This is a genomic window from Methylobacterium sp. PvR107, from assembly GCF_017833295.1.
Taxonomy (GTDB): Bacteria; Pseudomonadota; Alphaproteobacteria; order Rhizobiales; family Beijerinckiaceae; genus Methylobacterium.
This window is the reverse complement of the sequence record NZ_JAFIBW010000001.1, coordinates 4953540-4975327: the sequence shown is the minus strand read 5'-3', so window position 1 is coordinate 4975327 and position 21788 is coordinate 4953540. Positions and strand designations below refer to the sequence as shown.

Genomic DNA, 21788 nt, shown 5'->3' with positions numbered 1-21788 from the left:
GCGCCGAACGCCCTGTCCGGACACCGCCTCGCACCGCCCGGCCGCCTGCACACGCGACACCGATATTTCTGTCTCACCTGAATACAGCACCTGCCTACCCGCCATGGCCCTAATGCAGTAGCGTCAGGATGCATTTCGGCCGGCGAGACCGGCTGGATCATCCTTCTGAGACGAGAGCTGCATGCGTTCCGGCGACACCAAGACAGATCGTTGCGGCTCCACCCGGCGGACGCTCCTCCGGGCCGGCCTTTCGGCCGCCGCCTTCGGCGCGCCTCTGATCCGGTCAGGTGCCGCGCGCGCCGAGGCCGGCGAACTCCGCATCGCGAAGCAGCCGGGCCTGTCCTACCTCCCCGCCGTGATCGCCGAGAAGCTCGGCCTCGTGGAGAAGCATGCCAAGGCTGCCGGGATCGACAACCTCCGGGTGACGTGGACGCGCCTGACCAACGGGGGCGCCAGCAACGACGCGCTGCTGTCGGGCGGCGTCGACATGGTCATCAGCGGCGGCCCGAACATGCTGATCATGTGGGGCAAGACGAACGGGCGGGTGAAGGGCGTCGTGGCGACCGGCGCCCTGCCGATGAAGCTCGTCACCAACAATCCCGCCGTGAAGACGCTGGCCGATTTCGGCGCCGCCGACCGGATCGCGGTCCCGACCATCCGGGTCGGCACGCAACCGGCGGTGCTGGGCATCGCCGTCGAGAAGCAGTTCGGAGCCGGCGCTCTGGAGAAGTTCAACGCGATGACGGTCGGCATGGGGCATCCGGACGCGATGATCGCGCTGCAGAACAAGAACAATGGCGTCACCGCGCATTTTTCTCAGCCGCCCTACCAGGATCTGGAGCTGGCCATGCCGGACGTCCACGAGGTCCTCGATTCCGTCACCGTGATGGGCGGACCGATCACCAATGGCTGCGTCTACAGCACGACGACGTTCCACGATGCCAATCCCAAGATCATCGCTGCGTTCGTCGCGGCCATCAAGGAAGCCATCGCCCTCGTCGACACGGATAAGCCGGCGGCGGCCAGGATCTACCTCGAGGTCAACAAGGAGAGCATCTCGGCGGACACGCTCGCCGCTCTCATCGCGCGACCGGGCATGGTGTTCTCCGCAGCCCCACAGAATTTGCTCCCGGCCGCGCAATTCTTCTCCCGCGCCGGCTACATCAAGCAGAAGCCGATGAGTTGGAAGGAATTCTTCTTCGACGAGGTCCACGATCTGCCCGGAAGCTGAGAGCGTCCGGGCTCATATTTCTGCGGACAATCCGGTCGCCGGGTCACGCTCCGTCATCGCGGGCGCAGTGACTTCAGGGCGACCCCTTGCACGGTCGGGCGCCGCCGGGGATCGCTTCGCGCCGCTCATGATGACGGCGCCGCCCGCCCGATCCTAATGCGGTCCTTATAAGATCCGCCCCGTCCCCGTCTCGAACCCTAACGCGGTTCGGGGCCATCTTCCGGTCTGGCCAGGACCGGTCGCGGAGCCTCCGCGATCGGGTCCGCCGAACCGGACCCGACCACCATGCTCGACATCGTCTTCCTCGCGGGGGGGCTCGCCTTCTTCGCCGCCGCGGCCGGCTACGCCGCGGCCTGCGAGCGGCTGTGAGCGAGGCCGCCATGAGTCTCGATCTCGCCCTCGGTGCCTGCGTGACCGCCGGCCTCCTCGTCTACCTCACCTACGCCCTCGTCCGCCCCGAGCGGTTCTGAGCGGCTGCGCACGGACCTCCCCCATGACCCTCAATGGCTGGATTCAGATCGCGCTCTACTGCGCGGTCGTTCTGGCGCTCGTGAAGCCCCTCGGGTCGTACATGACCCGCGTCTTCACCGGAGAGCGCACCCTCCTCTCGCCCGTGCTCGGCCCCGTCGAGCGCGGGCTCTACCGCGTGTCGGGCATCGATGCCCGCCAGGAGCAGCACTGGCTCGCCTATACCGGCGCGGTGATCCTGTTCCACGTGCTGGGCTTCGCGGTGCTCTACGCGATCCTGCGTCTGCAGGCGGTCCTACCGCTGAATCCAGCCGATCAGGCCGCGGTGGCGCCGGACCTCGCGTTCAACACGTCGACCAGCTTCATCACCAACACGAACTGGCAGTCCTACGGCGGCGAGACCACGCTCTCGTACCTCTCCCAGATGCTGGGCCTGACGCACCAGAACTTCCTGTCGGCGGCGACCGGCATCGCGGTAGCGGTGGCGCTGATCCGCGGGTTCAGTCGCGCCTCCACCGGCACGATCGGCTCGTTCTGGGTCGATGTGACCCGCGCGACCCTCTACGTGCTCCTGCCGATCTGTATCCCCTACACGCTGTTCCTGGTCTGGCAGGGGATTCCGCAGACGCTCGGCGCCTACGCCGACGCCACCACGCTCGAAGGCGCAAAGCAAACGATCGCGCTCGGACCGGTGGCAAGCCAGGTGGCGATCAAGATGCTCGGCACCAATGGCGGCGGCTTCTTTAACGCCAACGCCGCGCACCCGTTCGAGAACCCCACCGCCCTGTCGAACTTCGTCCAGATGGTCTCGATCTTCGTGATCGGCGCCGCGCTCACCAACGTCTTCGGCCGCATGGTCGGCGACGAGCGCCAGGGCTGGGCGATCCTCGGCGCCATGGGGTTCCTGTTCCTCGCCGGCGTCGCCGTCACCTACTGGGCCGAAGCCAACGGCAGCTCGGTGCTCAACAGCTTCGGGCTGACCGGCGGCAACATGGAGGGCAAGGAGATCCGCTTCGGCATCGCGGCCTCGGCGCTGTTCGCGGTGATCACCACCGCGGCCTCTTGCGGCGCGGTGAACGCCATGCACGACTCGTTCACGGCGCTCGGCGGCCTGATCCCGCTGCTCAACATGCAGCTCGGCGAGATCATCATCGGCGGCGTCGGCGCCGGCCTCTACGGCATGCTGATCTTCGTGATCGTGGCGATCTTCGTGGCGGGCCTGATGGTCGGTCGCACCCCCGAATACCTCGGCAAGAAGATCGAGGCGAAGGAGGTGAAGATGGCCATGCTGGGCATCCTCTGCCTGCCGCTGATGATGCTGGGCTTCACGGCGCTGGCGACGGTGGTGCCTGCGGGCCTCGCCGGCCCGGCCAATGCCGGACCGCACGGGTTCTCGGAGATCCTGTACGCCTACACGTCGGCGGCGGCCAACAACGGCTCGGCCTTCGGCGGGCTGACGGCCAACACGCTGTTCTACAACAGCACGCTCGCCATCGGCATGCTGGTGGGGCGGTTCTTCGTGAAGATCCCGGTTCTCGCCATCGCGGGTTCGCTTGCCGCCAAGAAGAGGGTCCCGGCCTCGGCGGGCACGTTCCCGACCCATGGCGGCCTGTTCGTCGGGCTCCTGGTCGGCGTGATCCTCATCATCGGCGGCCTGACCTTCTTCCCGTCCCTGGCGCTGGGCCCCGTGGTCGAGCACCTCGCGGGCGCGGCCGGCCAGACCTTCGCGACGGGGGGCTGAGATGCCGCGCGCCCTCCCCGCCCGGCGCGTCGCGCGCCACCACCTCGTGCTGCACCGACAGCCGCACAGCCCCAGCCGCGCCCGGCCCGTGCGGACGTCCGATCTCGTGCTGGCGCTCCTCGGCGTCGTCCTGCTCGGCGGTTTCGCCCTCCTGGCCGCCTACGCTCTGACCCTCGGCGCCGGGGGCTGAGCCTCCGCAACCGTCATCGCGGGCGCAGCGATTCGACTGAGGGCTGCTCGACGCCTCCGGACGAAGCGCTGTCCTGGATCGCTTCGCTGCGCTCGCAAAGACGGCAGCCTCTCTCCCATCTCTCCTCCGGACATCCCCCCATGTCACGTCAGACATCATCCCTGTTCAGTGCCGCCCTGATCGGGCCGGCCCTCATCGGCTCCGTCAGGAAGCTCGATCCCCGCGCCATGATCCGCAACCCGGTCATGTTCGTGGTCGAGGTCGTGGCTCTCCTGACCACCGTGCTGTTTGCCCGTGACCTCATCACCGGCGGCAGTGACCTCGCCTTCTCCGGCCAGATCATCCTCTGGCTGTGGTTCACCCTGATCTTCGCCAACTTCGCCGAGGCCCTCGCCGAGGGTCGCGGCAAGGCCCAGGCCGACAGCCTGCGGCGGACCCGCACCGAGATGACGGCGAAGCGCCTCAAGGGACCGGGCCGCGTCTTCGAGACGGTGCCGGGCACCTCCCTCAAGGTCGGCGACGTCGTCCTGGTCGAGGCCGGCGACCTGATCCCCTCCGACGGCGAGGTGATCGAGGGCGTGGCCTCGGTGAACGAGGCCGCCATCACGGGCGAATCCGCCCCGGTGATCCGCGAATCCGGCGGCGACCGCTCGGCGGTGACCGGCGGCACGCAGGTCCTGTCGGACGCCATCAAGGTCCGCATCACGGCGGCGGCCGGCTCCACCTTCGTCGACCGGATGATCGCGCTCGTGGAGGGCGCCTCGCGGCAGAAGACGCCGAACGAGATCGCCCTGAACATCCTGCTCGCCGGCCTCACCATCGTGTTCGTCTTCGCGGTGGCGTCGATCCCGAGCTTCGCGAGCTACGCGGGCGGCGCGATCCCCGTGATCGTGCTGGTCGCCCTGTTCGTCACCCTGATCCCGACGACGATCGGCGCGTTGCTCTCGGCGATCGGCATCGCCGGCATGGACCGGCTGGTCCGCTTCAACGTGCTCGCCATGTCGGGACGCGCCGTGGAGGCCGCGGGCGACGTCGACACCCTGCTCCTCGACAAGACCGGCACGATCACGCTCGGCAACCGGCAGGCCACCGAGTTCCGCCCGGTCTCCGGCGTGAGCGCGCAGGATCTCGCCGACGCGGCGCAGCTCGCTTCACTGGCGGACGAGACGCCGGAGGGCCGCTCGATCGTGGTCCTGGCCAAGGAGAAGTACGGCCTCCGCGCGCGCGACATGGCCGCACTCAACGCCACCTTCGTGCCGTTCACCGCGCAGTCGCGGATGTCGGGCGTCGACCTGGAGAGCGCCTCGATCCGCAAGGGTGCGGTCGACGCGGTGATCGCGTCCCTGTCCGGTCAGCCGGTGGCGAGCCGGGGCTCGAGCGCCGCGCTGGCCTTCCAGCCGGCTCCGGAGACGGGCGCCGTCAAGGAGACCCGCGCCATCGCGGAGGAGATCGCCAAGGCCGGCGGCACACCGCTCGCCGTGGCCCGGGACGGCCGCCTGCTCGGCGTCGTCTACCTCAAGGACATCGTGAAGGGCGGCATCCGCGAGCGCTTCTCCGAGCTGCGCCAGATGGGCATCCGCACGGTGATGATCACCGGCGACAACCCGATGACCGCGGCCGCCATCGCGGCGGAGGCCGGCGTCGACGACTTCCTCGCCCAGGCCACCCCGGAGGATAAGCTCGCGCTGATCCGCAAGGAGCAGGCGGACGGCAAGCTCGTCGCGATGTGCGGCGACGGCACCAACGACGCCCCGGCGCTGGCCCAGGCCGATGTCGGCGTGGCGATGAACACCGGCACGGTGGCGGCCCGCGAGGCCGGCAACATGGTCGATCTCGACAGCGACCCAACCAAGCTCATCGAGATCGTCGGCATCGGCAAGCAGTTGCTGATGACCCGCGGCGCGCTGACGACCTTCTCGATCGCCAATGACGTGGCCAAATATTTCGCCATCATCCCGGCGATGTTCCTCGGGCTCTACCCGCAGCTCCAGGCGCTCAACATCATGGGCCTGGCCTCGCCGCAGAGCGCGATCCTGTCGGCGATCATCTTCAACGCGCTGATCATCGTGGCGCTGATCCCGCTCGCCCTGCGCGGCGTCACCTACCGGGCCGTCGGCGCCGCCGCGCTGCTGCGCCGCAACCTCCTGATCTACGGCCTCGGGGGCGTCCTCGTGCCGTTCGTCGGCATCAAGGCCATCGACCTCGCCGTCAGCGCCCTCCACCTCGTCTGATCCGGTTCCTCGGAGACCCGCCATGCTGAAACAGCTTCGCCCCGCCCTGGTCGTGCTCACCGCCCTGACGGCGATCACCGGCCTCGCCTACCCCCTCGCCATGACCGGCCTCGCCGGCGCCATCTTCCCCGCCAAGGCCGCGGGCAGCCTGATCGAGCGCGATGGCACAATCATCGGCTCCAGCCTGATCGGCCAGAACTTCATCGGTGCCGGGTACTTCCACGGTCGCCCCTCGGCGACGACGGCGCCGGACCCCGCCGACGCAACGAAGACGGTGCCGGCGCCCTACAACGCGGCCAATTCCTCGGGCTCGAATCTCGGCCCGACCAGCGCGGCTCTGGCCGAGCGGGTGAAGGGCGACGTCGAGGCGCTGAAGGCCGAGAATCCGGGCGCGACGGTGCCGAACGACCTCGTCACGACCAGCGGGTCCGGCCTCGACCCGGACATCTCGCCCGAGGCCGCCTATTTTCAGGTTCCCCGCGTCGCCAAGGCCCGCAACATCCCGCAGGACAAGCTGCACGACCTTGTGGCCTCTCACATCGAGGGCCGCACGCTCGGCATCCTGGGTGAGCCGCGCGTCAACGTCCTGGCGCTGAACCGCGCCGTCGACGGGCTTACCGCCCGCTGAAGTAAACCCGACACCTCTCGGGATGACATCACCGTCGGGCCGGATCGACGTCGACTGGCCTGACGAGATGACCGGTACGGTCCGGTCGCATAGGCGGACCGCGACACGGCAAGCTGGCGCTTCCGCTCGCAATGACGAAGCGATCCCGCGATGGCCGCGGCATTTTGTTAAGATGGCGATTATGCCCGAGACTGGCCGCCACCCGACCCGCCCCTCGCCCGATGCCCTGCTCGAAGCGGCGCGCCGGGAGGAGCCGACTCGCGGCCGGCTCAAGGTGTTCCTCGGGGCCGCCCCGGGTGTCGGCAAGACCTACGAGATGCTGACCATCGGCCAGGCCCGGCTGAAGGCTGGGCTCGACGTGGTGGTCGGCGTGGTCGAGACGCACGGCCGCGCCGAGACCGAGGCCCTGCTCGACGGGTTCGAGACGATCCCGCGCCGGGCGATTCCGTATCACGGCACCGTGCTTGAGGAGATGGACCTCGACGCGCTGCTCGCCCGCCGGCCGGCCCTGGCGCTGGTCGACGAGCTCGCCCACACCAACGCACCGGGCTCCCGCCACCCGAAGCGCTTCCAAGATGTCGAGGAGCTGCTCGATGCCGGCATCGATGTTCTGACGACGCTCAACATCCAGCACGTGGAGAGCCTCAATGACGTGGTCGCCTCCATCACCCGCATCCGGGTGCGCGAGACGGTGCCGGACGGCGTCCTCGACCGGGCCGACGACATCGAGGTGGTCGACCTCAACCCCGACGACCTGATCCAGCGCCTCAAGGACGGCAAAGTCTACGTTCCGACCCACGCCGAGCGCGCGCTCAAGCACTATTTCTCCCGCGGCAACCTGACGGCGCTCCGCGAGCTGGCGCTCCGGCGCACCGCCGACCGGGTCGACGACGAGCTGCTCGGCCACATGCGGGCCAACGCGATCGCCGGCCCCTGGGCGGCGGGCGAGCGCGTCCTGGTCTGCGTGAACCAGGATCCCCGCTCCTCCGGGCTCGTGCGCTACGCCAAGCGCTTGGCCGACCGCCTCCACGCGCCGTGGACGGCGCTCTCGATCGAGGGCGCGCAGGCGGCCACAATGGGCGAGGCCGAGCGCGACCGGATCGCCGAGGCCCTGCGCCTTGCCGACCGCCTCGGCGGCGACGCCGTCACCCTGCCGGGCGGTCGCCGGATCGCCGACGACGTGCTCGACTACGCGCGCTCGGCCAACGTCAACCACATCGTCGTCGGCAAGGCGAAACGATCGTGGCTGTTCGAGCTCGTGAACGGCTCGGTGGTGCACGATCTCGTGCGGCGCAGCGGCAACATCAGCGTGCACGTGGTCCCCGGCGAAGCCGTGCCGGATGAGACGCGGCCGCGTCGCGCCGTGGCGGTAGCCGCACCGCGCTCCGGCTTCGATGCGCGGCCCTATGCCATCGCACTGTCGGCGGTCGCCGCGGGACTCGGCGCGGCCATCCTCGCCCAGCCTTACGCCGGCGTCGAGAACGCGGACCTGTTTCTGCTGACCGCAATCGTCGCGGTGGCGGTACGGTGCGGCCTCGGGCCGGCGCTTGCCGCCGTGGTGGCAGGCTCGCTCGCCTACAATTTCTTCTTCCTGCCGCCGGTCTACACGCTCACCATCGCCGACCCGACCAACGTCGCCGCCTTCCTGCTGTTTACCCTGGTGGCGGTGCTGGTCTCGAATCTCGCCGCCCGCACCCGCCGTGTGGCGGTGGTCAGCCAGGGCCGCGCGCGGGCCACCGAGCGGCTGTTCGGTTTCTCGCGCAAGCTCGCCGCCTGCGGAACCCTCGACGACGTGCTCTGGGCCACCTGCGCCCAGGTCGCCGCGATGCTGAAGGTGCGTGTCGTCCTGCTCCTGCCCGATGGTCCGGTCGTGACGGTCCGGGCCGGCTATCCGCCCGAAGACATGCTCGACGAGGCCGACTTGGCGGCGGCGCAATGGGCCTTCGACAACGACCGGCCCGCGGGCCGGGCCGCCGACACGCTGCCCGGCGCCAAGCGCCTGTTCCTGCCGATGCGGACCGGGCGCGGCACGATCGGGGTGATCGGGCTCGACGCCGATGGGGTCGGGCCGATCCTGTCGCCGGAGGGCCGCCGTCTTCTCGACGCCCTGGCCGATATGGGCGCGCTCGCCATCGAGCGGGTCCGGCTGGTGGAGGATCTCGACCGGGCCGAGCGCGCCGCCGAGACAGACCGCCTGCGCCAGGCGCTGCTCACCTCGATCAGCCACGATCTGCGCACGCCGCTCGCCTCGGTTCTGGGCGCGGCCAGCACGCTGCGCGACCTCGAGGCGGCGCTGCCCGCGGACGCCAAGGCGGAGCTGCTGGCGACGATCATCGCGGAATCGGAGCGGCTCAACCGCTTCATCGCCAACCTCCTCGACATGACCCGGCTGGAGGCCGGCGCGGTGGCGCCGAATCTCTCCGCCCAGGACGTGGCGGAGACGGTCGATACCGCCCTGCGCCGCACCCAGAAGATCCTGGCCGACCACCGGGTCGCCGTGGCGGTGGATCCCGACCTGCCGGCGCTGGCGCTCGACCCGGTCCTGTTCGAGCAGGTTCTCGTCAACCTCCTCGACAACGCCGCCAAGTACGCGCCCGAGGGCTCGACCGTGACGGTACGGGCGCGCCGCGCGGGCGACCGGGTTCGGATCGCCGTGCTGGACGAGGGCGACGGCCTGCCCGAGGCGGATGTCGAGCGCGTCTTCGACAAGTTCTACCGCGTCCGGAAGGGCGACCGGGTCCGGGCCGGCACCGGGCTGGGGCTCGCTATCTCCCGGGGCTTCGTGGAGGCGATGGGCGGCACCGTCACGGCCGCGAACCGCCGCGACCGGAGCGGGGCCTGCTTCACCATCGCTCTGCCGGTTCCGGACCGGAGCGCGCCCAGGGACATCGCCGCATGAGCCCTACCGTCCTGGTCGTCGACGACGATCCGCCGATCCGCAAGCTCCTGCGCATGGGCTTGGCCACCCAGGGCTACGCCGTCCTGGAAGCACCCGATGCCCGGACGGCCCTGGCGCTGCTCGGCCGCGACGGCGTCGATCTCGTGATCCTCGATCTCGGGCTGCCCGACATGCGCGGTCATGATTTGCTGCGGACGATGCGGGCGAGCCATCCCGACCTGCCCGTCGTCGTGCTCTCGAGCCGCGACGACGAGGGCGGCAAGGTCGAGGCGCTCGATCTCGGCGCCAACGACTACGTGACCAAGCCCTTCGGCATGGCGGAACTGCTGGCGCGCCTTCGGGCCGCCATGCGCCACCAGCTCGCCGCACGGGGCGAGCGGCCGATCTTTCGCGTCGACACCCTGTCGGTCGACCTCATCCGGCGAATCGTCAAGGTCGACGACGCCGAGGTGAAGTTGACGCCGCGCGAATACGATTTCCTGCGCGTCCTGGTGCTGCATGCCGGCAAGGTGCTGACTCACGCGCAGCTGATGCGCGCGGTGCCGTCCTCGTCCGACCCGCAATACCTGCGCGTCTACGTGCGCCAACTCCGCCAGAAGCTTGAGGCGGATCCTGAGCGTCCACGGATCTTGCTGACCGAGACCGGCGTCGGCTACCGCCTGCGGGCGCCCGACGACGAGCCGGCGCCGCGCGCCCTCGACGGCGCGGCCGCGCCCTGAAACCGAGGTACGGATGATGCAACTGAGCACCGGCTTCCCCGCGCGATGACGGTGGACCAAATCCTCGCGCCGTCCGACGTGCTCGTCGGCCTGCGCGCCGCCACCAAGTCCGCTCTTCTCGAAGACCTGGCTCGGCGGGCCGCCGCGGCCCTCGGCATCGGCATCGACGCAATTTTCCCGGCGCTTGCTCGGCGCGAGAATCTCGGCTCGACCGGGATCGGCGGCGGCATCGCTCTGCCGCACGCGCGGCTCGAAGCCGTCGCCCGGCCGTACGGAATCCTGAGCCGCCTGCGCGAGCCGGTCGATTTCGAGGCGGTTGACGACAGCCCGGTCGATCTCGTCTTCCTGCTGCTCCTGCCCGCGCCCGCCCGGCACGAGCCGCTCAACGCCCTCGCCTGCGTGGCGCGGCGCCTGCGCGATGCCGAGACCGCGGCAGCGATGCGCGGCGCCCGGGACGCGGCTGGTCTCTACGCGGCGGTGACCGGCGGGTAGCGGAGCGGGTCGCCGCTGCGCCGGTTGTCGTAGACGCACTCGCCCGCCACCCAGGTCGCCCGCACGGTGCGGTGGTCGCCGAGAATCATCAGCACGAAGAGCAGCTCCTCGATGTCCCGGCAGGTCCCGGTGCGGAAGCCCAGGAGCGGTGTCGCGGCGAGATCGAGGACGCAGAGATCCGCTTCGTAACCCGGGGCGATGCGGCCGATCCGGTCGTCGAGGCGCAGGGCTTCCGCCCCGCCCAGCGTCGCGAGCCAGAAGGCCCGCAGCGCATCGAGCTTGGTCCCCTGCAGGGCGGCGACCTTGTAGGCGTCGCCCAGCGTCTTCAGCAGCGACAGGGTCGTGCCGGCCCCGACATCGGTGCCGAGGCCGACCCGCACCGGCCGACGGGGATCCTGCGCGTCGAACAGGCGGAACAGGCCGCTGCCGAGGAAGCCGTTGGAGGTCGGGCAATGGGCGAGGGCCGCGCCCGCCTGGTGACAGGTGCAGAGATCGTCCTCGCTGACATGGATCGCGTGGCCGAAGACCGAGCGCGGCCCGACCAGCCCCGCGCTGGCATAGACGTCGAGGTAGCTCGCGCGATTGGGGAACAGGTCCATCACCCAGGCGACCTCGTCGGTGGTCTCGCACAGGTGGGTCTGCAGGAAGAGCCCGTCATGCTCGGCCAGCAGCGCGCCGGCGGCGTCGAGCTGCGCCTCGGTGCAGGAGGGGGCGAACCGCGGCGTCACGGCGTAAAGCTGACGGCCCCGCCCGTGCCAGCGCGCGATCAGGGCGCGGCTCTCGTCGTAGCCGCGCTGGGCCGTGTCGAGCAGGGCCGCGGGGGCGTTGCGGTCCATCAACACCTTCCCGGCGACCATCCGGGTATTGAACCGCGCGGATTCGGCGAAGAACGCCTCCACCGAGCCGGGATGGACCGTGCAGTAGACCGCCGCCGTGGTGGTGCCGGCGCCCAGGATCTCGCGGAAGAACAGCTTGGCGACCCGCTCGGCATGGGCCTGATCGGCGAATTCCAGCTCGGCCGGGAAGGTGTATCTGTCGAGCCAGGCCAGGAGCTGCTCGCCGTACGAGGCGATCATCTGAAGCTGCGGATAGTGGACGTGCGTGTCGATCAGGCCCGGCAGGATCAGGGCGTTCGTGTACTCGGTCACCGGCACGCCCTCGGGCACGAGGCCGACCGTTTCGGCGTATGGACCGAACGCCAGGATCCGGCCGCCGTCGATCAGGATCAGCGCGTCTTCGACGTGATGCAGGCAGCCCTCGGCCAGGAACGGGTTGCCGGTGAGGCTCGCGGCGCGCCCCCGCAAAGCTGCGGACCGGCCCGGCCCGGCAGAGGCGGCGTCGGCCATCAATGTGCCCCGCCGGTCTCGACGAACTTGAACAGGAAGACCGCCGCGATCACCCAGACGATCGGCTTCACATCCCTGGCGCGGCCGGCGAGGAGCTTGAGCGCCGCGTAGGTGATGAAGCCGCATGAGACGCCGTTGGCGATCGAGTAGGTGAAGGGCATCAGGAGCGCCGTCACGCAGGCCGGCACGACTTCGGTGAGGTCGTTCCAGTCGAGTTCCACCAGCTCGCGCAGCATCAGGCAGGCCACGTAGAACAGGGCCGGCGCCGTGGCGTAAGGCGGGACCGCGGCGGCCAGCGGAGCGAAGAACAGGCAGGCCAGGAACAGCACCGCCACCGTGGCGGCCGTCAATCCGGTGCGTCCGCCCTCCTTAACGCCGGAGGCGCTCTCCAGGTAGGCGGTGGTGCTCGATGTGCCGAGAAGCGAGCCCGCGAAAACCGAGGCGGAATCGGCCATCAGCGCCCGGTCCAGGCGGCGCATCCGCCCTTCGGTCAGCAGCCCGGCGCGGCCCGCCACGCCCATCAGCGTGCCGGTGGCGTCGAACAGCTCGACGAGGAACAGCACCAGGATCACGTTGAGCAGGCCTGCCGAGACGGCACCCTTGATGTCCAGGGCGAACAGCGTCGGGGCGATCGAGGGCGGCAGGGAGACGATGCCCTGGAAGGTGTTGCCCGCGAAGGCGAAGCTCAGCGCCGTCACGGTCAGGATGCTGGCCAGCAGCGCCGCCCGCACTTTCCGGGCGGAGAGCACGGCAACCATCAGGAAGCCGACAATCGCCAGGATCGCCTCGGGCTTGTGCAGGTCGCCCAGGGTGACGAGAGTCGCCGGGCTCGCCGCGACGAGGCCGGCGTTCTTGAGCGCGATGATCGCCAGGAACAGGCCGATCCCCACCGTGATGGCGATCCGCATCGAGGCCGGGATCCCGTCGACGATGAGTGCCCGCAGGCCGGTGAGTGTCACAACCAGAAAGCACAGGCCGGAGATGAATACCGCCCCCAGCGCCGCCTGCCACGAGAAGCCCAGGCCCTGGACCACCACGTAGGTGAAGTAGGCGTTGAGCCCCATCCCCGGCGCCAGGGCGATCGGATAATTGGCGTAGAGCGCCATGATCATCGATCCGAGCGCCGCCACGAGGCAGGTGGCGACGAACACCGCGCCCCGGGGCATGCCGGCATCGGCCAGGATGCTCGGGTTGATGAAGGCGATGTAGGCCATCGTCAGGAAGGTGGTCAGGCCGGCCAGGAGTTCGGTGCGCACGCTCGTGCCATGCTCGGCGAGCCGGAACGTGCGCTCGAGGATTCCGGAAGCGTCCGGAGCCGCCTCGCGCTTCATGTCCATCCCTGATCCCCGCGTCGCCCGGCCGCCACGGCCCGGTAGATCCTGTCGGCCGCGAAGGGCGTGGCGGTAAGCCGGATTCCGGTCGCGTCGCGGATGGCGTTGCCGAGCGCCGCCGCGACGGGATTGAAGGGCGATTCGCTCATCGACTTGGCACCGAGCGGGCCGACGCTGTCGTGGGTCTCGGCGAAAAGCACCTCGGTGTCCGGCACGTCGGCACAGGCCGGGATGTGGTAGTCGCGAAACGCCTCTGTCACGACCCGTCCCGCCGCGTCGATCCGGACGTCCTCGTAGAGCGCCGCGCCGATCGCCTGCGCGACGCCGCCATCGATCTGGCCGCGGCACTGCATCGGGTTGATGACGCGGCCCGCATCGGCGGCGTGAACGCTCCTCAGGATCCGGACTTCGCCGCTGATCGGGTGGACGGCGACCCGGAAGCCCTGAACGTTGAACGAGACCGAGCGCGGCGTGCCGTCCGCGCGGCCCGACGCGTCCAGTGGGCCGAGGGCCGCGAGCCGGAGCAATCCGTTCGGTGTCGCGACGGTGTCACCAACGAGCCGGCACGTCTCCGGGGCCGTACCCGACATGTCCGCGGCCCGCGTTCGGATCCGCGCCGCGAGCGCCTCGGCGGCACGGAGCGTCGCGAGGCCCGCCACCACCGTGCCGGTGCTGCCATAGGCGCCGGTATCGTGGCCGACCGCGTCGGTGTCCGCGCCCGCAACGCGCACGCGCTCCGGGGTCACGTTCAGCACCGAGCCCGCGATCTGCCGGTGCACCGTGCTGGTGCCGTTGCCGAATTCGGCCGTGCCCACCCGGACGGTGTAATGTCCGTCGCCGTCGAGGGTTATCCGCGCGTCGGCGTGATGGCCGCGGGGCGGGATCGTGTCGATCATCGCCATGGCCATGCCTGTGCCGACCCGCCAGCCGGGCTCCGGCTCCGGCCCGGGATCGGCCCGCAGGGCGTCCTCGACCAGGGTCAGACACTGGTCGAGCCCATAGCTGCCGAACACCACGTCGTGCGGTTCCAGGCTGTTCGAGACCATGGAATCGCCGGGCTTCACGGCGTTGATCCGGCGCAGGGCGAACGGGTCGATCCCGAGGCTGCGGGCGACCTCGTCCAGCGCGGATTCGAGGGCGAAGATCGTCTGGCTGAGTCCGTAGCCCCGGAAGGCGCCGGACGGCACCGTATGGGTATAAACGGCATAGCCGTCGACCCGCTTGTTCGGGCAGGAATAGGCGGCCAGAACCTCGTTGCAGCCGTGGTGGATTACGCCGCCCGCGTGATTGCCGTAGGCCCCCGTGTCGGACAGCACGTCGAGGCTGATCGCCGTGAGAGTCCCGTCCCGGCTGGCGCCGACCTTCACGGCCACGCGCATCGGGTGGCGGGTCGTGGTCGCGGCGAACTGCTCCTGACGGGTCAACTCCCAGCGCACCGGACGACCGGTTCGCAGGACCGCCAGGGTGACGAGATCCTCGGTGAGCATCTCCTGCTTGCCGCCGAAGCCGCCGCCGACCCGGCCGCAGACGACACGCACCGCGTCCCGCTCGAGGCCGAACAGGTCGCAGAGGGCATCGCGGGTCAGGAACGGGACCTGGGTGCTCGTGCGGAGCGTCAGGCGCCCGTCTTCGGCACGCCAGCCCAGGCAGCCATGCGTCTCCAGGGCCGCGTGCTGGAGGCGCTGCGAATGAAAGACGCCCGCATAGACGAAATCGGCCGCGGCGAAGCCCGCATCTACATCGCCGACCTCGCCGTGCACCTCCGCGGCCAGGTTCGGATGGTGCCCCCGCGGCGGGGCGTCCTCGCCCGGCCGGTCGCGGGGATCGTGGACTCGCGGCGCTTCAGGCGTGAGGGCGTGGTCGGGGTCGAGGAGCGCCGTTCGGACCTCGTAGGTCGCGCGCAACGCCCGGCAGCCGGCCTCCGCGGCCGCCTCGGTCTCGGCGATCACGGCCGCGACCCGCTGCCCGACGAAACGCAGGATCGGGTCGAGAACGCGCGTGTCCGCCGCGTCGTCCCGCGGATCCTGGTGGCGACCCGTGGAGAACCGGCCCGACGGCGCGTCCGCATGCGTCAGCACCGCAACCACGCCGGGGACCGCGCGCGCCGCCGTGTCGTCGATGGCCACGATGCGGGCATGGGCGTGCGGCGAGCGCAGCACCTTCAGGTGCAGCGCATCGGTCGGCGGCAGGTCGAGGGTGAAACGGGCGCGCCCGGACACGACCAGCGGCGCGGCCGGGGCGGGCAGGTTCCGGCCGATCGGATCGGTATCGAGCCCCGCTGCCACCGCGTGCCCGGTGCCCGTGATCGCATCGCGAACGGCGCGGTAGCCGGTGCAGCGGCAGAGGTTGCCCTTGAGGGCGGCGCCGAGATCCCGCCTCTGGCCCTGGTCCAGGGCGGCCGCCGTCATGATCATGCCCGGGGTGCAGAACCCACACTGGAAGCCCTGCGCCGCCAGGAAGGCCGCCTGCATCGGATGGAACGTTTTCGGCTCGGCCGCGTCCGGACCGCAAGGACCCGCGAGGCCCTCGATCGTCGTCACGCTGCGCCCCTCGGCACGGAAGGCGGGGATCAGACAGCTATGGACCGGCTCGCCGTCGAGATGGACGGTGCAGGCGCCGCAATCGCCCGCGTCGCAGCCCTTTTTCACGCCGAACCAGCCCGCCTCGCGGAGATACGTGCGCAGGCATTGCCCCGGGCGCGGCTCGCGATCCTGCGCGAGGCCGTTGACGGTCAGCCGCATCGGTCTGTGTCCGCCGCGAGCGAGTCGCGGATCTCCCCGGTGAGGTGACGGGTGATGTGGCGGCGCCAGTCCGGCCGGCCGTGAACATCGTCATGGTAGAGGGCCTCGGGGATCGCGTTCTCCAGGCGGGCCAGGAGCTCCGCGGTTTCCGGTAGGCTGGCGAAGACGAGATGCACCGGGCGCCGGACGGACGCGGTGACGGTGAGCGCGAATTCGCCGGCCGGATCCCGCGTCCCGATCAGCAGAGCTGCCGATCGGCCGTTCGAGCTGAGGCTGATCCGCCGGAATGCGGTCCTGCGCATCAGGGCGGCGGCCGGTATCGACAGGCTGCGTAGGATCTCGCCCGGACGCAGAGCATTGCGTTGGGCGCCGAGGATGAAGTCCGCGACGGGCACATGCCGTTCGCCGCCATCCGCTGACCAGATCGCGCAGGTGGCGTCCAGCGCGGTCGCCAGCGCGATCATCGGGCCGGCCGGCAGCGCGAGGCAGAGATTGCCGCCGACGGTGGCGGTGTTCCAGATCTTGAACGAGCCGAGCAATGCGCGGCAGCACTGCCCAACGAGCGGTGCCGCGATCCAGGCGGGCGGCAGGTCGAGGCGGTCGAGTTGCGCGAATGTGCAGGTCGCGGCGAGAACCAAGCCGTCCGCGTCGATCGCGTGCGGCGGCCAGGCGAGACTGGCGAGGTCAATCAGTCTTCGGGTGTCGACCTGCGGCTCTGAGAACAGCCATGTCCCGCCCGCGAGGCACGCGTCGCCCGCCCGCCAAGCGGGCAAATCGAACCGGTTGCGCGGCCGGAGAACCGTCTCGATCGTGTTGAGGTCCATTCCCCTCTCGTCTGCCGGGTGACCGGAAGGCGTCAGCCTCGCAATATGGCGGCCGGCCGGCCGCCGCGGTCAAGTCGGCCCGGGCCTGGCCCAGGCGCGCATGGATCTTGGATCCACGATCGCTGCCGCCCTAAGCTGGACGGCGTCCATCGACTTCGTCGGAGATCCCCATGCCCTTGATCGCGTCCCGCTACGGCAAGGAGCAGGTCCGGGTGATGCGCCTCACCCGCGACGGCGACCACCATACGCCGCGGGAGCTGACGCTCTCGGTGATGCTGACCGGCCGCTTCGGTGCCGCCTGGACCGAGGGGGACAACCGCGCCTGCATCGCCACCGACAGCATCAAGAACATCGTCAACGTCACGGCGGCCCGAAACCTCTCCCTCGACAAGGAGGCGTTCGTCACCGCCGTCGCGCGGGTTCTGCTCGACACCTACCCGCAGATCGAGACGGTCGCGATCGAGGCGGAGGAAACGCGCTGGCTGCGCCACAGCATCGACGGCCAGCCGCATGGCCATACCTTCACGCGGGACGGGAACGGCGTCGGCTTCGTCGCGCTCGTCGCCGACCGGGTCGGCTCGACCCTGCGCTCCGGCTTGCGCGGCTACACCTTCATGAAGACCACGCAGTCCGGCTGGGCCGGTTTCGTCGCCGATCACTACCGGACGTTGCCCGACACCACCGACCGGATCGCGGCGACCAGTATGGACGCGACCTGGTCGTGGGCGGACGTGCCTGCCGCGTGTGAGGCGGCGAACGCGCGGATTCTCGCGACGCTGCTGGCGGTCTTCGGTACGAGTTACAGTCGCGGTGTGCAGGACAGCATGTACAGGATGGGCGAGGCCGCGCTCGCGGCCGTGCACGACATCAGCGAGATCACCTTCGTGATGCCGAACAAGCACTACATTCCCATCGACCTGACGGTCTTCGGCTTGGACAATTCCGGCACCGTTTTCCTGCCGACCGACCAACCCCACGGGCGGATCGAGGCAACGATCAGCCGGGACGTCTGACCATCGATGAGGCATTTCGCGCGCACGCACAGTCGATCGGCTTCAGGGCAGCCGTTTGTCTCCCTCTGCGCCTTCCGGTCTCAGCGTGCCGCTGCCCAAATCGACGGCCTCATGATCATCGGTCTCATTGGTCTGGGCTTAAACGCGGTCGAGAACTTGTGAAAGTTTGACACTTCTTCGTGGGATGCGGTGTTTCCGGAAGCCCGCGCGCATCACGCGTGCCCGTTGCCAACCCAACGTCTGCGGAAGCACCAACCTGAGATAGGATAATACAATCGCTGGATGAGTCCCGTCGCGTCCATGTAGATTTATAAACGTGTCTCCGAGATTGCTCAGTTTAGGATGGTCGAGGGCCGATTTAACATTTAGGCAAGGGAATTGTTTTAGGTCAACAGACAGAAATTTTTCAGTATAGCAGCCCTCGATCTTGCTAACAGAGATAGCTTTTTCAGGCGGCCTGCAATTAGCCGCGACCGTCAAGGTGCGCTTTCGCCGCACCTTTGGGTTGCGCATGGGGGAGGACATCATGTTTGAGCGCCTGAAGGGCCGCCGGGATCACTATGCCAAGCTGGCCGCCTTGAGCCGGTCGCTCGCCACGATCGAATTCGCGCTCGACGGAACCATCCTGGACGCCAACGCGAATTTCCTGACCGCGATGGGCTACACGCTGGATGAGATCCGCGGCCGTCACCACAGCCTGTTCGTCGAGCCGGCGCAGCGCGAGAGCGCGGCTTACCGTGCGTTCTGGCAGGATCTGCGGCGCGGTGAGTTCCAGACCGCCGAGTACAAGCGGATCGCCAAGGGCGGCCGCGAGGTCTGGATCCAGGCCACCTACAATCCCGTGCTCGATGCCGCCGGCAAGCCGGTGAAGATCGTCAAGTTCGCCACCGACATCACCGCGCACAAGCTTCGCTCCCTCGATCTCGAAGGCCAGATCACGGCCCTCCACCGCTCGCAGGCGGTGATCGCATTCGCGCTCGACGGAACGATCCTGAGCGCCAATCAGAACTTCCTCGAAGCCGTGGGTTACCGCCTGGACGAGATTGTCGGTCGCCACCACAGCCTGTTCGTCGGCGAGGCCGAGCGGGCGGGCGAGGCCTATCGTGCGTTCTGGGCCGCACTCGCCCGCGGCGAGTACCAGTCGGGCGAATTCCGGCGCACCGGCAAAGGCGGTTGCGCGATCTGGATCCAGGCGACCTACAACCCGATCACCAATTCGGACGGCCGGCCCGTCCGCGTCGTCAAGTTTGCCACTGACATCACCGCGCAGGTCCACGAGCGGCAGCGGCGCGCCGAAGCGCAACGTGCGATCGGCGACGATCTCGACGCGATCGGTCGCGCTGTCGCGGATGTGACGCGGCAGACAAGCCGGGCCGCCGAGACGGTCGGGCGGGTCTCGAATGAGATCCGGTCCGTGACCTCCGGTGCCGAGCAGCTATCCGTCTCGGTGGGGGAGATCAGCCAGCAGGTCAGCCACGCGGCGGATATGGCCGGGCGAGCGGTCGACCAGGCGCAGCACACGGGACGGATCGTTGCAGGCCTGAGCGAGCAGGCAACCCAGATCGGTGACGTGGTCGGACTGATCTCCGGCATCGCCGCCCAAACCAACCTGCTCGCGCTCAATGCCGCGATCGAGGCGGCCCGCGCCGGGGAAGCGGGCCGCGGTTTCGCGGTCGTGGCGAGTGAGGTGAAGACCCTCGCCGCGCAGACGGGCCGGGCAACGGATCAGATCCGCGGCCAGATCGCTTCCACCCAATCTGCGACCCGCGAGGCCGTGGACGCGATCGGCGTTATCCAGGGCACGATCCGCACGCTGAACGAGGTCTCGTCGACCATCGCGGCGGCGGTGGAAGAGCAATCCGCGGTGACACGTGAGATGTCCGGCAGCATGCAGACGGCGTCGCACGGCGTGTCCGCGATCGCGTCCGGCATGGACACGATTGCCGAGGCGAGCGTCCGGGTCGACCGGGCGACGCATCAGGTCCGGGAAGCCTCGCGGGTGATGGGCTGACAGCGCTGAAGCGCGCGGACGGCGCCGGCCGTTTCAGTCCAGCTCGCCGCTTTCATCGACGTCGGTCTCGTCCACGATGTGTCCGACTCGCGTCGTCAGCGGGAATTGTATGATGCACCGTAAGCCGTCGGCTTCGAAGGCGAGATCGACGCGGGCGCCCAGTTCATAGCTCAGCATCTCGGTCAGAACCTGCATCCCGAAGCCCTGCCGTGCCGGCGGGCCGATCGCCGCGCCGCCCGTTTCCTTCCACGCGAGCGTCAGCGCCCCGGCGGATGTCGCACCGGTGCTGTCGACGGACCAGCGGACCTCGACGCCGCCTTCGGCGAGGCCGAAGGCGCCATGTTCGACGGCGTTGCTGCAGAGCTCGTGAAATGCGAGCGCCACCAGCTGCGCGGCCTTCGGCCGGAGCCGGACCGCCGGCCCGTCGAGCGCCGCCTGCTCGCCCTCGCGGATGAGATGGATCATCAGCTCATCTGAGATCAGGGTGTGCAGGTTGACTTCGCCGAAGGTGTCGGCGGTGACCCGGACGCGCGCGATGGCGTCGAGGCGGCCCTCGAGATGCGTCGCGTAATTCTCGACGCTGTCGGCGGTCTCGGCCGACAGGCGCAGGACCGCCCGGAGCATCGCCATTGTGTCGCGCAGGCCGTGTCGGAGCCCGTCCGGCGCGCCCGCCTCATCCAGGAGGCGGCGTAACCGCATATTGTCCGCTTCCAGCCGCACCATGCGCGCCGCGTTATCGGATCCCTCTGCCATTCTGGCCTTCTCCGCGCGAAGAGCCATCAGGATGCGTTCGGCTCAAACGATAGGCGCACTGCGCAAGCCAGCTTCACGCCTTCATCAGGGTCGGTCAACGGCACCAATCACGGCGCCGGCCGGTGGCCGGTTCCGCTTTTCGGCGGCATCGCGTCAACGCCGCAGCACCCGCGCCGCCTGGAGCCGGCCGATCGCCGATAGCAGAACTGCGGCGCTGTCCACGCTCTCATCGAAGCCGGCCCGCCAGATCGTGCCCATGTCGGAGACGAGATCGAAGGCGCTGTGAAACGCGAAGTCGCCAAGGCCCCAGCCGACGGCGCGCGCGTCGGCCCTGTGAACCGCCAGACGCATGGGCACGGGCGGCCCGATGGGCAGAACCAGCGCTGCGGCGAGCTTTCCCCAGATGCGCCGCCAGCGGACGGGCTCGTTCACGACGTTGAAGGCCTGATCGCGTGCCGATCCCTCGGTCGCTGCCCGGAGGCTGGCCCGCGCCAAGGCTTGGGCGTCCGTCCCGTGAGCGAAAATACCCTCGTAAACGTGGGCCGGACCCGGACAGCGTAAGGCCGCACCCTCTGCCCGGCACAAAGCCGCGTAGGCGCCGATCACCAAGGCGACGTTCAAAACATTGCCGGCCGCGTCGGCAAATACCGCGTCCGGGCGCAGGATGGACCAGCGTCCACCGCGGTTGTCGTGCGAGCCCGCAGCTCGTCTTCCTACGTGAAGTAGAAATACGGGCCGCTGTGACGCGAATTCTCGTCCTCGGTGAAGGGCGATGGGACCGGTCCGAGACGGTTTGCCTGAACCTTCGCCCTCGATACAGAACGACGCGCCGCAGCGGTGCACCGACGGCCGCCAATCCGTCGAGCAGATGGCGCAGAATCGCCCCCGTTGACCCGATCCGCCTCGGCCAGGTTCGGTTGAGGCGCAAGGGCGGCGTAGAAGAGATGCGTGGTGTCGCGGGCCGCCGCGAGGGTCGTGCGGGTCGCATCGGCATCGGTGAGATCCACCGCTATGGCGCCGGCTGCCGTGTGCGGGTGGCGCGACAATGCGCGGGTGGTCCAGTCGGGACGGGCGCTGAGTTCTTCCATCAGCGCCTTTCCGATGATGCCGTTGGCTTCCGCGACCGGCGCTGTGCCAGATTTTTCCGTCGTCACTTCGCTCCTGTCGATC

Annotated in this window: 18 protein-coding genes; 11 read left to right on the top strand and 7 right to left on the bottom strand. The window is 69.4% G+C overall.

From position 1 onward, the window contains the following. Positions 1-181: 181 nt before the first annotated feature. From JOE48_RS23495 to JOE48_RS23455, 9 genes are all read left to right on the top strand, one after another. Complete coding sequence (locus JOE48_RS23495; protein WP_210033328.1) at positions 182-1231, top strand: ABC transporter substrate-binding protein; 1050 nt, start codon at positions 182-184, stop codon at positions 1229-1231. Positions 1232-1611: 380 nt separating this feature from the next. Beyond that, entirely contained in the window at positions 1612-1701 is a 90-nt protein-coding gene (locus JOE48_RS23490) for a K(+)-transporting ATPase subunit F (protein WP_192707376.1), read from the top strand. Between the two features lie 23 nt (positions 1702-1724). Further along, positions 1725-3440 (top strand): potassium-transporting ATPase subunit KdpA, encoded by a 1716-nt coding sequence (gene kdpA, locus JOE48_RS23485; protein WP_210033327.1) that lies wholly within the window; start codon positions 1725-1727, stop codon positions 3438-3440. Between the two features lies 1 nt (position 3441). Then, positions 3442-3630 (top strand): hypothetical protein, encoded by a 189-nt coding sequence (locus JOE48_RS23480; protein ID WP_210033323.1) that lies wholly within the window; start codon positions 3442-3444, stop codon positions 3628-3630. 140 nt (positions 3631-3770) lie between these two features. After that, entirely contained in the window at positions 3771-5861 is a 2091-nt protein-coding gene (gene kdpB, locus JOE48_RS23475; protein WP_210033322.1) for a potassium-transporting ATPase subunit KdpB, read from the top strand. Between the two features lie 22 nt (positions 5862-5883). Beyond that, entirely contained in the window at positions 5884-6489 is a 606-nt protein-coding gene (locus JOE48_RS23470) for a K(+)-transporting ATPase subunit C (protein ID WP_210033320.1), read from the top strand. A gap of 181 nt (positions 6490-6670) precedes the next feature. After that, a complete protein-coding gene (locus JOE48_RS23465; RefSeq protein WP_210033318.1) occupies positions 6671-9388 on the top strand; it encodes a sensor histidine kinase KdpD in 2718 nt (905 codons plus the stop codon). Continuing rightward, positions 9385-10107, top strand: a complete 723-nt coding sequence (locus tag JOE48_RS23460; protein ID WP_210033316.1) for a response regulator transcription factor — start codon at positions 9385-9387, stop codon at positions 10105-10107. Before JOE48_RS23465 ends, JOE48_RS23460 begins: the two co-directional genes overlap by 4 nt. A 45-nt stretch (positions 10108-10152) precedes the next feature. Next, positions 10153-10599 (top strand): PTS sugar transporter subunit IIA, encoded by a 447-nt coding sequence (locus JOE48_RS23455; protein ID WP_210033314.1) that lies wholly within the window; start codon positions 10153-10155, stop codon positions 10597-10599. On the opposite strand, the gene guaD is transcribed toward JOE48_RS23455, so the two are convergent. Genes guaD through JOE48_RS23435 form a run of 4 tightly spaced genes read right to left on the bottom strand, consistent with a single transcriptional unit; the run spans position 10575 to position 16841 of the window. Beyond that, a complete protein-coding gene (gene guaD, locus JOE48_RS23450) occupies positions 10575-11945 on the bottom strand; it encodes a guanine deaminase (RefSeq protein ID WP_210033313.1) in 1371 nt (456 codons plus the stop codon). The genes JOE48_RS23455 and guaD overlap by 25 nt on opposite strands. Then, a complete protein-coding gene (locus JOE48_RS23445; RefSeq protein ID WP_210033312.1) occupies positions 11945-13282 on the bottom strand; it encodes an NCS2 family permease in 1338 nt (445 codons plus the stop codon). The genes guaD and JOE48_RS23445 overlap by 1 nt, the downstream gene beginning before the upstream one ends. Then, positions 13273-16017, bottom strand: coding sequence for a molybdopterin-dependent oxidoreductase (locus JOE48_RS23440; protein WP_210033311.1), 2745 nt, complete (start codon positions 16015-16017; stop codon positions 13273-13275). Before JOE48_RS23440 ends, JOE48_RS23445 begins: the two co-directional genes overlap by 10 nt. Continuing rightward, a complete protein-coding gene (locus tag JOE48_RS23435) occupies positions 16008-16841 on the bottom strand; it encodes a xanthine dehydrogenase family protein subunit M (protein ID WP_210033310.1) in 834 nt (277 codons plus the stop codon). Before JOE48_RS23435 ends, JOE48_RS23440 begins: the two co-directional genes overlap by 10 nt. A gap of 170 nt (positions 16842-17011) precedes the next feature. Here JOE48_RS23435 and pucL point away from each other — a divergent pair, with 170 nt between their 5' ends. Further along, entirely contained in the window at positions 17012-17854 is an 843-nt protein-coding gene (gene pucL / locus JOE48_RS23430) for a factor-independent urate hydroxylase (protein ID WP_210033309.1), read from the top strand. A gap of 526 nt (positions 17855-18380) precedes the next feature. Beyond that, positions 18381-19865 carry a PAS domain-containing protein gene (locus JOE48_RS23425; protein ID WP_210033307.1) on the top strand — a complete coding sequence of 495 codons (1485 nt, stop codon included), beginning with the start codon at positions 18381-18383 and terminating at the stop codon, positions 19863-19865. 33 nt (positions 19866-19898) lie between these two features. Here the strand turns inward: JOE48_RS23425 and JOE48_RS23420 are convergent, their stop codons facing one another. The 3 genes from JOE48_RS23420 to JOE48_RS30495 all read right to left on the bottom strand — a co-directional run bounded on the left by JOE48_RS23420 (position 19899) and on the right by JOE48_RS30495 (position 21772). Continuing rightward, the gene (locus tag JOE48_RS23420) at positions 19899-20618 is read right to left on the bottom strand and encodes an HWE histidine kinase domain-containing protein (protein WP_210033305.1); all 720 of its coding nucleotides are present in this window, start codon (positions 20616-20618) and stop codon (positions 19899-19901) included. A 153-nt stretch (positions 20619-20771) separates the two neighbouring features. After that, the gene (locus JOE48_RS30500; RefSeq protein ID WP_245252935.1) at positions 20772-21113 is read right to left on the bottom strand and encodes a hypothetical protein; all 342 of its coding nucleotides are present in this window, start codon (positions 21111-21113) and stop codon (positions 20772-20774) included. A gap of 218 nt (positions 21114-21331) precedes the next feature. Continuing rightward, a complete protein-coding gene (locus tag JOE48_RS30495; protein WP_245252934.1) occupies positions 21332-21772 on the bottom strand; it encodes a hypothetical protein in 441 nt (146 codons plus the stop codon). Between the last annotated feature and the right edge of the window lie 16 nt (positions 21773-21788).